Below are 14,266 nucleotides of genomic sequence, written 5' to 3'. Positions count from 1 at the left end.
TTTGTATGACAATATAACAATGTAGCGTGTTTATACTTTACATAATAAGGAGAAGATAATGGATGATGTAAAACAACAAATAAAAATGCCTGATGCTACTGGAGCTTCAACCTCTATTGACCTTGAAAAAGCTCCCATTGATACTGTCATCAGCAAACTCAATACCAATCCTGAGCAAGGGTTGACAGCAGCAGAAGCAAAAACACGCCTTGATAAATACGGGGTCAATGCCCTGACCGAAAAAGAAGAAAGTTTTGCTCATAAGTTGCTAAAACACTTTACTGGGCCTATCGCTTATATGATTGAGGCAGCAGCGATTGTTTCAGCGATTATTGGGCATTGGGAAGATTTTGCCATTATTACCACCTTGTTATTATTTAACGTTGCCATTGAAGTTTGGCAAGACCGCAAAGCCTCAAATGCACTATCTGCGCTAAAAAAAGGACTTGCACCTGAAGCAATAGCCAAACGTGATGGCAACTGGCAAAACATTGATGCTGCGACCTTAGTTCCGGGGGATATTGTCAAAATTCGTTTGGGTATGATTGTGCCTGCTGATATTCGTTTATTATCAGGCGATTTTGCCAGTATCGACCAAGCTGCCTTAACGGGTGAGTCCTTGCCTGTGAATAAAAAAGTGGGTGATGAGGCGTATTCAGGCAGTATCGTTAAGCAAGGTGAAATGGAAGCAGTGGTGATTGCCACAGGCTCAAATACCTTTTTTGGACGTACTGCTAAACTTGTTGCCAATGCAGGCTCTGCCAGCCATGCCCAAAAAGCGATGTTTCAAATTGGTAACTTCTTAATCATTATTGCGGTGATTTTGGCAACCATCATGGTCGCCTTCCGCCTATATCATGACATGGTGGTTACTCACACGTGGAGTATGCACGATGGGCTTTCTATTTTGCAGTTTGTCTTGGTATTATTGGTTGCTTCAATTCCTGTGGCAATGCCAACTGTCTTTTCCATTACCCTTGCCTTAGGGGCATTGGATTTATCCAAACAAAAAGCAATTGTGTCAAAATTATCCGCCATTGAAGAGATGGCGGGAGTAGATATTTTATGCTCTGATAAAACAGGCACATTGACCAAAAACCAGCTCAAACTTGGTACACCTGTGCTTATTGCAGGCAAGGATGCACAAGATTGTATCCTTGCAGGGGCATTAGCCTCACGTAGTGAAGACCATGATGCCATTGATACGGCGGTGATTGATGCACTTAGCGATACCAATGCCACCAAAGCCTATACCATACAAAAATTCACCCCATTTGACCCTGTAGGCAAACGCAGTGAGGCGATCATCACTGACTCAGCAGGCAAGCAATTTATGGTGAGTAAAGGGGCGCCACAAGTGATGGTGGATTTGGCAAAACCTGCTCAAGAGGTGATTGATAAGGTCAATCAAACGGTCAGTGAGCTTGCTGCCAAAGGCTCTCGGGCGTTGGGTGTGGCACGCTCAGAAGATGGCGGAAAAACGTGGTCATTACTGGGTATTTTACCGATGTTTGACCCACCACGTGATGATTCTAAAGCCACTATTGAATCCGCAAATGCCAAAGGTGTGAAGGTAAAAATGATTACGGGTGATGATACTGCCATTGCCATTGAAACTGCCCGCCAGCTTGGCATGGGAACGAATATCTTTACTGCCTCAGATGTATTCCCCAAAGACATGGACCCTGATAATGTTCCTAAAGCCATTGCTGACCAAATCGAGGCAGCAGATGGCTTTGCTCGTGTGTTTCCTGAACACAAATATGCCATCGTTAAAGCACTGCAACAGCGCGGGCATATCGTTGCCATGACAGGTGATGGGGTCAATGATGCCCCTGCATTAAAGCAAGCCAACTGTGGCACGGCTGTATCAGGGGCTACAGATGCTGCACGTGGCGCGGCTGCCTTAATTTTGACCGCACCGGGGCTATCAGTGATTAATACTGCCATCAATGAGGCGCGGCAAATTTTTGCTCGAATCACCAGTTACACTATTTATCGGGTTGCTTTGACCATGTCGATTATGTTTTTGGTGGTGATTTCGTCTATTTTTCTTAATTTCCAACCCTTAACTGCTGTGATGATTGTGGTTATTTCATTACTTGATGATGTGCCGATTATGGCTATCGCCTACGACCACACGTCAATTAGCAAACAACCAATCCATTGGGAAATGAAAAAATTACTGCCTTTATCAGGCATTATCGGCTTTTTTTCGGTCATTCAATCGGTGGTATTGCTGGTCTTTGGCTTTAATGCCTTACATCACCCAGATACTTACTCATGGTTTAGCGTTGCTAGTGAAGCAGAACTGCAAACCATCATGTTTTTACAGTTAGTTTCTGGTGGGCATTTACTGCTATTTATCACCCGCTCTGAAGGCTGGTTTTTTCAGCGTCCTTACCCTGCTGGTATTTTATTTGGAGCAATCGCTATTACCCAAGTTATCGCTATTGCCATGTGTGGTTTTGGCTGGTTTATTAAAGCCATCTCTTGGGAAATGGTTATCCTTGTCTGTTTATACGATGTTATCTGGATGTTTATCATTGATGCCATTCGCCAAGTATCAGATAAAATGATTAACCATCGCAGTGAGCAACATAAAAAAAGCATCGCTACGGTGAATATATCACTAAACCCTGCCAGTATAAGCCATACCACAAAAACCTAAGTTGGCAACCTTAACGCTTACTTAACGATTAATAACAGTAATAACAATAGAAGGAATATAAACCATGAGTAAAGATAATAACTATCAAAATTACCAAGTAAAACAAGGTAAAAAACTTAAACTGAGCGACATTGACCCCAGTGATACAGGGGGCTATAGTGAAAAAAAAGCATTAGAGAAAACAGCAGACTACTGCAAAAAATTGGCAAAATGGCAAAGCAAACTTTATGCTGAAAAAAAGCAATCGTTGCTGATTGTTTTGCAAGCATTGGACGCTGGGGGTAAAGATGGTACAGTTAATCACGTCATCAATGCCCTAAATCCCCAAGGGGCAAAAGTGACTGGCTTTAAACAGCCTACTGCTGAAGAGTTAGCACATGACTTTTTATGGCGGATACACCCACATACACCTGCACATGGGGATATTGCGGTGTTTAATCGCTCACATTATGAAGATGTATTAGTGACTCGAGTGCATAAAATTATCGACATGCCGACCTGCAAAGCTCGCTATCAACGTATCAAAGAGTTTGAAGCATTGCTCACTGATAATAATACCAAAGTGGTGAAGTTCTTTTTGCATATCAGCAAAGAGGAACAGCTTAACCGCTTTGCTGAGCGTCTTGATAATCCTGCCAAAAACTGGAAAATTAGCGACTCGGATTATAGCGAGCGTCTATTGTGGGACGATTACACACAAGCCTTTGAAGACGCACTGTCAGCAACTTCTACCAAAGATGCTCCGTGGTATGTTATCCCTGCCAATAACAAATGGTATCGCAACCTTGTGGTGTCACAAATCCTTGCTGATACATTAAAAGCCATGCACCCACAATATCCACAGCCTAGCGTGGACTTAGATAAAATCCGCCAAGAATATCATCAGGCAAAAACGCAAGCGAAGAAACATAAAACAGGCACGTAGCTTTCTTTGACTATATCCATGCCATCTGTAGCAAATTATGCCATAATTCGCTTTATGATTTAGGGTCTGTTGAATTTTTATCCTGCTTTTCCTATGCAGATGAATGTTCAACAGACCCTAATTTCAGTAAGTTATTTAAGCTTAAAAACCCTTTACCATCAAAGGATAAAATAATATGGCAACATCTGAGCCAACCCTTCCAGATTCATCTAAAGATACAATAGCCCACCCGTCCATCCAGCCTATCCAGAGTCCATCCAATAGCCCAAAACAGCTATTTGCCGTGTATCTAAAAGGAATGGCAATGGGGTCGGCAGATATTGTCCCAGGGGTGTCAGGTGGGACGATAGCCTTAATCACAGGTATTTATGAGCGTCTGATTAATGCGTTAAGTCAAATTGGTATTGGACTGATTCCATTATTGCGACAGCATTGGCAACAACATGGCTTGGCTAGTGGTATTAAGGCAGTTTGGCAACAGGTAGATGCGACTTTTTTACTATGTTTGATTGCTGGCATTGCTACTAGCTTTATTAGCTTAGCGGGGGCAATCAAATATTTATTGGACAATCAGCCCTTATTAATTTGGTCATTCTTTTTTGGGCTGGTCATTGCAACGGTATTTATTTTATTAACCGAAGTAAAACGCTGGACTGTGGCTCGGGTATCATTGTTTGTGATTGGTGCTGTATTGGCAGTATTTATTAGCCAAGCGCCGATATTAAATACAGGGGCGACACCTAGCTTGCCTTATTTATTTTTTGCTGGGGCAATTGCTATTTGTGCGATGATATTGCCGGGGATTTCAGGATCATTTATTTTGTTGTTACTTGGGGCGTATGATGCTGTATTGCAGGCAGTGCATGACTGGAATTTTTCAGTCATTTTTAGTGTGGCGTCAGGGATGGTAGCAGGTTTGCTGGTCTTTACTCGACTGCTTAAGTGGCTATTACAGCGTTATTATCAAGGCACATTGGCACTATTAACCGGTTTTATTGCTGGTTCATTGGTTAAAATATGGCCGTGGCGAACGGAATCTTTGGGTAATTTAGCCCCTTGGCAATACTTTAATATCATGGCGACTCAGCCTGAAAATGGGCAAATCATACATTGGAGTGTATCACTGATATTAATTATTATTGGTGCTGTTGCTGTTACAGTCTTGTCATGGTGGGGACAAAAAACCAAAGCACATAAATAGCATCGCTAAATCTAAAATCTGCTAGGTAAAATAAGCAAACTCAATTAAACAAAACCTCTTTTTGAGCTTAATCTATTTTCTTGCGACATTGAATGTCGTATAGGTGATGTTAAGCTCTTTTGTTTATGCGATGAAGTTGCCATAATAACCTTGTCTTTAGGGACTGTTGAACATTCATCTTCATAGGAAAAATTGAGAAAAATTTGTCTTAGTCAAGGCAATGAATGCAGGTAATATCGAGATATTAACAAGTTCATTAACGTAGAATAAGGCAAATTTAGCCAATTTTTACATGAAAGTACAAAATAACGGTATCTCTTATAGGTGTTATCCTAACGTGGTGAAAGTTCAACAGCCCCTATAGTTAAAGAGCTAACCTCACTTACCATACTATCTGCTCTATTTGTTAGTATTTGGTCACTTTATATCTACTCTAGTCTTCTTTAACTATCATCTAATAGCAACACAATATATGAGAACAACGATGGATAATAACAGCACACAAAATAACATGAACAATGACACCCAAACTTCCTCACAAATTTCGTCACAAACCATCCCCAAGCCCAGCACTGGCTTAACCGCCATCATCTTGCATGACTCGTATTTTCGCGGTAAACGTACCCGTATCGTTTGTGATGGGCATACCAATAATACGGGCGATAACGGGGCAGGCAAAACCTCTGCTTTAAATCTTATCCCGATTTTTTATGGGCAAGAGCCAAACAAACTCATCACGCGAGCAGGCAATAAATCCAGCTTTATTGAATATTATTTGCCGTCCAATCAAAGCCTTATTATCTTTGAATATACGCGTGCACAAGGCAGTGTTCATAGTAGTCAGAGCAACAGTCAAGACCAGCCAGAGCATTATTGTGTCTGTCTGTACCGCAAACGCAACGATAGCAAATATGCTTACCGCTTTATCAAAGGGCGGGCTGATGACACCATTTTTCACCCTGATTTGGCACATTTATTTGCTGATGGCTTATCTAGTCATGAGATTTTGCTCAAGCTGTCATTAGACCAAAATTTTACCGTCAGCAACCAGATAGATAACATCATTGACTATCGTGACATCATTCAAAATGACTATCAAAACCTGCGTAAACGCAATAATAAAAACTCAGGACTGCTGGCATATCCAAGAATGTATGGACTTGCCAAAGAGCGAGTGCGTCATCTGGGGGCGTTAACATCGGTGGTACTACGCCATGACAAGCTATTGGCACAGTTTAAAACCATGCTGGTGGACTGCTTTTTAAAAAATGAAATCAGCATTCAGCAAGCCCCCACTTATGATAAAAATCATCAACTGATTGATGATTTACGCTCACTACGAGCCTTTGGGCAACACCGCCACAGTATCGAGCAAGCCAACGGGCAAGCCCTTGCACTATTGCAAAACTGGGTAGAGCTTGACAGTTATATGCAGGTGAGCGAGCAGTCTTTGGCAAAGATTGGCACACATCAGCAACAGTTAAGCGAGCTTAAAGACAACTTAACCGAGCAGTATAACCAGATTAAAGAGAGTCATAATCAGCAAATTGAGCAACTAAAACGCCAGTTAAGTGAGACCAAGATTGAGCTGGATACGCACAAACGCAGACTGACAGAGCTCAATAAAGAACAGCAGTATTATCATAATCAGCAAATTGATGATAAACGCCAAGCACTATCCAACCTTGACGAATATCAACATGAATATGAGCGTAAACAACAGCTACTGGCTGATTTACAGCAATCTTTTGCCAAGCAAACACAGGATTATGAAAGCAAACTACGTCAGTTAGAAAGCCAACTTGCCCAAACCACAGAGCGGGTAAATTCACAGATTGAGCAGATTCGTAAGCGTAAAGATACAGAGATTAGCCATGTTGAGAGTCAGCGAGAACAACGGCAGGCGGTTAATCAAAATAAACTAGAAGAGATAAATACGCGTCAGCAACAGCAAATACAGGAGCGACAACAGCAAGCCCGCCCCATTGAGCTTGCCATTGAGATGATTAAACGCAATGTATTAAGCGATACTGAGGAGGCACAAAAACAACAACTTATCACCGAGCTTGAGCAAGCCAATCACAAAAATAGTCAATGGTATCAAGAGATTAAGCAACTACAAGCGGATATTACAGAGATTGAAAAACAACAAGCCCGTCAGCAAAAACGAGCAGATGATGACGACAATCTGGCTCAACGTATCCAAAGCCGTATCAAAGAGCTGGAGCGACAACTAAACCCTGAAGATAATAGTTTGTTATCGGTGTTAAAGGGCAATAAAAACAGTACACATGGAAATGGTGCAAATAGTGCATGGCAACAAACCATCGCCAAAGTCATCGACCCAAGCCTGATTCACCGTACCGACTTAAACCCCATTTGGCAAATTGGCGAAACTGGAGTTGAAGAGCCAAACTTTTATGGCTTAAACCTTAACCTTGACCCCATTGATATTCCTGACTTTGCCAGTGATGACCTTGCTTTGCGTCAACGTATTGATGAGCAGGTGCGAGCTTATGATGAAATCAAACAACAGCTTAATGAGCATAGCAAAGCGTTGCATGAGCTAAAGCAGGCATTAACCACAAAAAATACCCAAAAAACCTTGCTAGAGAACAACATCAGCAAAAATAATGCTCATATTGAGCAGATTAAACAGCGTCAAACACAGTTTGATGAGCAGTGCCAAGCCAATCAAAAACAACGCCTTGATGAGCAAACGCAAAAACTTGCCAAACATCAACAGCAACTAGATGAGTTACGCGAAAAGCATAAGCTAGAAAAACAGCAAAAAATGGCAGAAAATCAACAGGCTATTACGGAATTAAATCAAAAAATCACTGCCATTAAGCAAAGCCGAGATAATGACATTGATGAGAAAAATCAAATCATTAGCAAGGCAAAAGCCGATAAACAGCAACAACAAACCTTACGCACCCAAGCCTATGAGCAAGCATTACGAGAAAAAGGTGTCGATACACAAACGCTAAACAGCATTAAAAATGAATGTACGCAATTACACAAGCGTTATGAGCTGATTAAAGGCTATGAAAAACTGGTGGGACAATATGAGCGTTGGCTAAAAACCGAATGGATAGAAGAGCCAAACCTAAAACAACAAATTGAGCAGTTTAACGATAGCATTACTCAGCTTGATGACGATATTGAGCAAAAACAACAGCAACAACAGCAAGCATTGCACCAAAAAAACCAAGAGTTAAAACAGGTTGCAAAACGCTTGGCAAATTTGCAGGCACAACAAGACCGTATCGAAAGCTGGCAAAAGCAAGCACGTCCGAATGTCGGTTATTTGTACGAGCTACAAAAAACTGCCAGTTATCGCAGTCTGTTGGCGGTGCTACCCAATTTATCTAACCGCTCTGAAATAAACAGTGCTGATTTACAAAGCTCTTATTTAACAAGCACCGATATAAACTGGGACAGTGAAGAAGTCACTTGGTTAACCAGTATTGATACACTGGTGAGCCAGTGTGAGAAAGCGTTAGAGAGCATTTATCACACCGCTCAAAGCCTATATAGCGACATGAGTCAGTATATGGGCAGTAAGGTATATAAAGCGTGGCAAAACAGACAAAGCCAATATCGCCAAATGCACCAGATACCATCTTCTCAAGCCACAACAGTAACAAAAATAGCAACAGGACAACAACAGCCACAAACAGAACAAAGCACAGCAAGTTATGGCTTATCAATGCAGGTGAAATCACTGCTCGATGTGTTGTCATTACAGCAGGTGATGAATGAGGATTTTATACAACTGCAAAAGTCGATTTATGGCTCATTTGATAGCATTGGCATTGATTTAAGCAACTATTATCATGTGCTAGATAAGATTAACAGTAAGGTGAAAAGTATTGGTAATCGCCTTGCTAAAGACATTAATACCCAACATGAATTTACCGCTCTTAGTGATATTCGCATTGAGCTGACCTCAAAGATTCATGAATACGCCATCTGGCAGGAGCTACAGGTATTTAATGATAACTATGAAAAATGGCGACTGAACAGTAAAGAGCTACCTGATGAGGCATTTATCAATAGCTTTGAGCGGGTCGCTACTTCATTTGCTCAGACGCAGATTGATTTAAATATCGACTCTTTGGTCGAGATGACGATTCAAATTACTGAAAATGGTCGCCAAGTACCCATCAAAACCGACAACGACCTACAGCACGCCAGTAGTACAGGGCTGTCGATGTTGGCGGTGATTGTGGTCTTTTGTGGTATGACTCGTTATCTTTGCCCTGATGACAGCGTCACCATTCATTGGCCATTGGACGAAATTGGCAAACTCTCTGGCAAAAATACGGTGCTACTGTTTAACCTAATGGAGCAGTATAACGTTACATTATTTTGTGCTCAACCTGATGCCAGCCCTGCTTTAAACCGCTTTTTTGTTAATAAAAACCTATTGGACTTTAAAAAAGGGGTGCGTCAGTTTGAAGTCACCACTCGCCAAACCAGCAACCCTTTATTAAAAGCTAGCCTCAATTAACAATTAGCCTTTATATAACAAAATAACCCGACCAGAGAGGTGCATCATGGCACAGACATTTAGCAGATTAACCCTAAAGTTATTACAAGGGCATATCATTGATGACATCACCGAGCCTGCGTTGATGGGTTGGCTTGATGATGAGAGCAACTTTGCCAGTTTGCAGGACTATTTGGCAAAGCTAAACCGTCAAGTGCTGTTTACCAATGACAGACGCGGGGCATATTTGGGCTTTATTGAGCTGTATGACAAAGAAAGTAGCCAAGCCATTCGTCAATCTTTTAGCCAAATTAGCCTGACTTTATTTCCGCTGATTTTGTGGCTACGTCTGGTGCGTGGGGCTACTGATAGCAGTCGCCCCTTACAAGCAGGTGATAACATTCATCTATCTGAGTTGCTTGCCAGTATTGAGTCATCAAAACAGCTTGAGTTACAGCTTGCTGATATCATCAGCAAAATCGGTCGGCAAACCAAAGAGGCAAAAAAGCAGTTATACAGCCTTGTTGATTACCTAGAAAATACTGGCTATCTGCACCCTGCTGGCTCAAATGGCATGATATATAAAGCCACCGCAAAATGGTCGCTACTTTATGACCAGCTAGAATATCTGGCAAAGTTTCAGCACTTTAACCAAGATGATGACAGCATCAATGAGCAAGCCCACAATAGCTATCAAAGCAGTTTGGACTTAACAAATACAGAAGGTGCAGAAGAAGTAAATATAGAAGAAACAGAGAAATCAGAAATGGACAAACCGCCATTGACAACCGAGCAAGGGGAAGAGGTCGAAGGAGAAGAAAAAGAAGTCATAGAAGAAGAAAAAGGGGGCGATGATGGCAAATGATAATCAGCATAATAGCCAATCTAGTCAGCCCAGCCACTCTAGCCAAAATGGCTATTTGCCTGCTAATGACAGCAAAAAAGCCACCAAAGCCTTGCTCAAGCATATTGATATTACCACCTATGCCAGTATTGAAAATGGGGGCTTTATTGAGGACATTGCTGATAATCAAAAAGCCATTGAATCGCTAGCAAAAAACAAACTTGGCTTTATGATTGAGGAAATGCAGGGCTTTCAGCTTGCAGGCTCAGTACTTCGTTATGTGCATCATACCACCCAGACCAGTCGCCTACGAGCCTCTAGCGAAACGTTGGCAGGGCTGATTGATGAGTTAGAGGGCAAAATCGAAACTTACCACACCCTAAAACGGCGGGGCAGTCAGGATACGGACTATTTTGAAAGCGAAATCCAAGAGCGGGTGATACAGATTATTGATGAGCTGTCACAAGCGACATTGCACTTTTCATATCAGGTGCATAATGTGCTAAACATCATCACTGATTTGGACGTGCGTATCCGTGAAAATGAAAATGCACTAAAGACCATTGACAGCCTAAATGCGGTGTTTTATCACCTGAATGTTGAGAAACTATCCACTCTTGCCAGAAATGATGAGTTTTTACAGCCATTATTACTTAGGATTTTAAAATCCAAACTTGACCAAGCCATTAAAGAGCTTATCCAAGCAGGGCATCAACTTCGCCAAAACCTCACCCAACTACAGCAGGATAAACGTTGGCAAGCCCTAAACCATCTGGTCGATGACTGGTATCAACACTTTATTAAAAATCCTACCTTTCTACCAGATATCAGTTTGGCAACGCATGGTGAGTCATGTTTTAACCTTGCCACCGCCTTAAACATTACCACCTATCCTGATTTGGACGACCCCAGCCATGAGGCAGTGATTGCAGATTTTGGTGAGAGCCTTGCCAAACAGTTAGTGCCACTGCCAAGCCAAAGTGAGCAATCCAGCACTGATAAAGACCGTACCACCCCTGTTGATGATGTCAGCCATCAAGAAACCGAGCAGGTCGAAATGTCGCCATTTTATCAGGCGATAGAGCAGTTTTTTGAGGCGTTGACCTTAGATGATGGGTTAAGCCGTCTATCAGGGGTGCAGGCATGGCAGACACTTTTTGCTCAAGACCAGCCCGTTTTTGTGGTCGATGATGAGCCAATCACCCTTGAAGACTGGCTGTTGGGCTTGGTCAATCATTATTATGCCTATCAAAGCCTTTTTGAGCCTGCTTTACAGCTTGAGTTTGAGGAATATCCTGTTACCCATTATTCAGGGAATTATAAAGTGACTGATGTGATTATTGCTCATGCTGTTTAATGCTAAAAATAAAAGTTGGTGGTAGTGTTTTATAAATTATTCTCCCCCCTCCCTAACCCTCCCCCAAAGGTGGAGGGAACTGTTCCCCCAGTAGTTAATTAAAAATAGCCAAAGCGTCATTGTTTCAACACCAAACAGGTATCACCTATGCAAACTACCTTAACTATCCAACAGCAAAAAGTCATTGAAGGTTTATTAAAAAACCGTCCCAAAAGTATCAAAGCCAATAAAACCTTGACCGACTTTGCTGAGCAAGGCTATGGCACACTATCTGGCAAAACCATTCATTATACCGCCCAAGACTTTGCCAACTTTGAGCAACTGATTGGCAACAGCTTTCTTGGCAATAGCAAACTGACCACTGATGAATTTAGCCAGTTGGATAACCGCCTTGAGGTTGCAAAATATAACAAGAATGAAAAGTCCAATCATGTTTCAGTGTTTGGGCAACAAATTCTAGTCGTTGGTATGGGTTGTGATATCCCATTGTGTGCTATGGATAATGCAAACTTAACCGAAATGACGGAAAAAAATCCTGAATTGACCATGCCCGCCACACCGATTGGGGTACTGCCGACCATCTTGCCAGAATATCTAGATGGTAGCCGTATGCACAAACTTATCATCATTGAAAATGGACAACTGATGACCCACTGGTGGCAATGGCGAGAAAACCTACCAACCAACTGGCAAAATGCCGTTTTGCTGTATCGTGGGCATGGCGACAATATCGCCAAACTGCTGGCATGGCTCACCACTTTATCATCTCAGTGCGAGGTACTGCTTTGCTTTGATATGGATTTATCAGGGCTACAGATGATAAGTGACTATACAAGGCAACTAAAAAAGACAGGTTGCCAAGTGTCGGTGCTATTACCAAATATGCTTATCTCGAATACCGCTTGCTCTATCAATCCAGCCCCTGCCTATAATCAGCCCGAAAAAATCAGCCTACAACTGGCAAAGGTATCCTCTACAGCCATTCTGCCCACATTACAGCCCATTTATCAAACACTTATCAGCCATAACATCGCCTTAATGCAAGAGCATATCTTGCAAGATAAGACGATAGAATGGGCGGTGGTTGGGGTTTAATATTATTTGCCCCTTATCGGCAAAATTACTTATACTGTCCCTAATATAAGACAACAAACCCTATTTATAGCCCTTTTTATTCAATATTTAATAAAACCACAGGTCAGCAAATGGCAAAAACCAAAACCCCCAGCAAATCAGCCCCCATCTCTATTGAAGCGACTTTATGGAAAGCCGCCGACAAACTCCGCAAAAATATTGACGCTGCGGAATATAAACACGTCGTCTTAGGCTTAATATTTCTTAAATATATTTCTATCAGCTTTGAGGATATGTATAACAAGCTCAATGCAGACAGTGGCGAATATGAATATGCCGACCCAGAAGACCGTGACGAATACCTTGCCGAAAATGTGTTTTTTGTGCCAGCAACTGCGCGTTGGAGTTATCTTGTTAGTCAAGCCAAACAGCCTAATATCGGCAAAATCGTTGATGATGCCATGCTTGCCATTGAGGAGCAAAACGACCAGCTCAAAGGCGTACTGCCCAAAGTCTATGCCCGCCAAAACCTTGACGCCACCAGTCTGGGTGAGCTTATCGACCTTATCGGTAATATCGAAATGCAAGATGCCCAAGAGCGCTCAGCAGATGTACTCGGGCATGTGTTTGAATACTTTTTGGGAGAGTTTGCTTTAGCTGAAGGCAAGCAAGGCGGGCAGTTCTATACGCCCAAATGTATCGTCAGCCTATTGGTGCATATGATTGAACCCTATCAAGGGCGCGTCTTTGACCCTTGCTGTGGCTCAGGGGGCATGTTTGTGCAATCCGAACAGTTTGTCGAAGCGCATCAAGGGCGGGTTGATGACATCTCTATTTATGGGCAAGAGAGCAACCAAACCACATGGCGACTGTGCAAAATGAACCTTGCCATTCGTGGTATTGACTCAGAACACGTACGTTGGAACTCGGAAGGCTCATTCTTAAATAATGCCCACAAAGACCTAAAAGCCGACTTTATCCTTGCCAATCCACCGTTTAACGTCTCAGACTGGAGCGGTGAAATGCTCAAAGGTGACGCACGTTGGCAATACGGCACACCGCCGACAGGTAATGCCAACTTTGCATGGTTACAGCACTTCTTATATCACCTATCACCAAAAGGTCAAGCAGGCGTGGTATTGGCAAAAGGAGCATTAACCTCAAAGACCAGTGGTGAAGGTGACATACGCCAAGCCTTAATTGAGCAAGCCAACGTTATCGACTGTATTGTCAATTTACCTGCCAAGCTGTTTTTAAATACCCAAATCCCTGCCGCCTTATGGTTTATGCGTCGTGACAGAGCCTCTAGCAGTCGCTATCAAGACCGCAGTGGTGAGATTTTATTTATTGACGCCCGTAATATGGGTGAAATGATAAACCGCCGTAACCGTATCTTAACTGCCGAAGATATCCGCCAAATCAGTGATATTTATCATAACTGGCGTAATAAAGACGGTGACTATCAAGACGTCGCGGGCTTATGTGCGTCAGTGGCGATTAGCAAAGTGGCAGAGCTGGATTATGTACTGACTCCGGGTCGCTATGTGGGCTTACCTGAAGAAGAGGACGACTTTGACTTTAAAGAGCGTTTCACTGAGCTACAAGCCCAGTTGCAACAACAGCTTGAGCAAGAGCAAGCACTAAATCAAGACATACTAGCCAATTTAGCCAAAGTGCGTATTTAGTCAAAGTAGAATAA

Annotated in this window: 8 protein-coding genes; all 8 read left to right on the top strand. The window is 42.4% G+C overall.

Going from position 1 to position 14,266, the window contains the following annotated elements:
- Positions 1-58 precede the first annotated feature (58 nt).
- The 8 genes from FHK88_RS09615 (at position 59) to FHK88_RS09580 (ending at position 14,252) form a co-directional block, all read left to right on the top strand.
- Positions 59-2,671 carry a plasma-membrane proton-efflux P-type ATPase gene (locus FHK88_RS09615; RefSeq protein WP_227430520.1) on the top strand — a complete coding sequence of 871 codons (2,613 nt, stop codon included), beginning with the start codon at positions 59-61 and terminating at the stop codon, positions 2,669-2,671.
- 64 nt (positions 2,672-2,735) lie between these two features.
- Positions 2,736-3,596 carry a polyphosphate kinase 2 family protein gene (locus FHK88_RS09610; protein ID WP_227430519.1) on the top strand — a complete coding sequence of 287 codons (861 nt, stop codon included), beginning with the start codon at positions 2,736-2,738 and terminating at the stop codon, positions 3,594-3,596.
- Positions 3,597-3,771: 175 nt separating this feature from the next.
- Positions 3,772-4,797, top strand: a complete 1,026-nt coding sequence (locus FHK88_RS09605; RefSeq protein WP_264480653.1) for a DUF368 domain-containing protein — start codon at positions 3,772-3,774, stop codon at positions 4,795-4,797.
- A gap of 472 nt (positions 4,798-5,269) precedes the next feature.
- Complete coding sequence (locus tag FHK88_RS09600; RefSeq protein WP_227430518.1) at positions 5,270-9,313, top strand: ATP-binding protein; 4,044 nt, start codon at positions 5,270-5,272, stop codon at positions 9,311-9,313.
- Between the two features lie 46 nt (positions 9,314-9,359).
- Positions 9,360-10,157, top strand: a complete 798-nt coding sequence (locus tag FHK88_RS09595) for a hypothetical protein (protein WP_227430517.1) — start codon at positions 9,360-9,362, stop codon at positions 10,155-10,157.
- Entirely contained in the window at positions 10,144-11,493 is a 1,350-nt protein-coding gene (locus FHK88_RS09590) for a hypothetical protein (RefSeq protein WP_227430516.1), read from the top strand. Before FHK88_RS09595 ends, FHK88_RS09590 begins: the two co-directional genes overlap by 14 nt.
- A 147-nt stretch (positions 11,494-11,640) precedes the next feature.
- Positions 11,641-12,588 carry a hypothetical protein gene (locus FHK88_RS09585; protein ID WP_227430515.1) on the top strand — a complete coding sequence of 316 codons (948 nt, stop codon included), beginning with the start codon at positions 11,641-11,643 and terminating at the stop codon, positions 12,586-12,588.
- 110 nt (positions 12,589-12,698) lie between these two features.
- A complete protein-coding gene (locus FHK88_RS09580) occupies positions 12,699-14,252 on the top strand; it encodes a type I restriction-modification system subunit M (RefSeq protein WP_227430514.1) in 1,554 nt (517 codons plus the stop codon).
- Positions 14,253-14,266: the final 14 nt, after the last annotated feature.

Origin of the sequence: Psychrobacter sp. I-STPA6b (assembly GCF_020662265.1) — a bacterium.
Taxonomy (GTDB): Bacteria; Pseudomonadota; Gammaproteobacteria; order Pseudomonadales; family Moraxellaceae; genus Psychrobacter.
The sequence above is the reverse complement of the archived record's forward strand: the minus strand, read 5'-3'. Positions and strand labels throughout refer to the sequence as shown.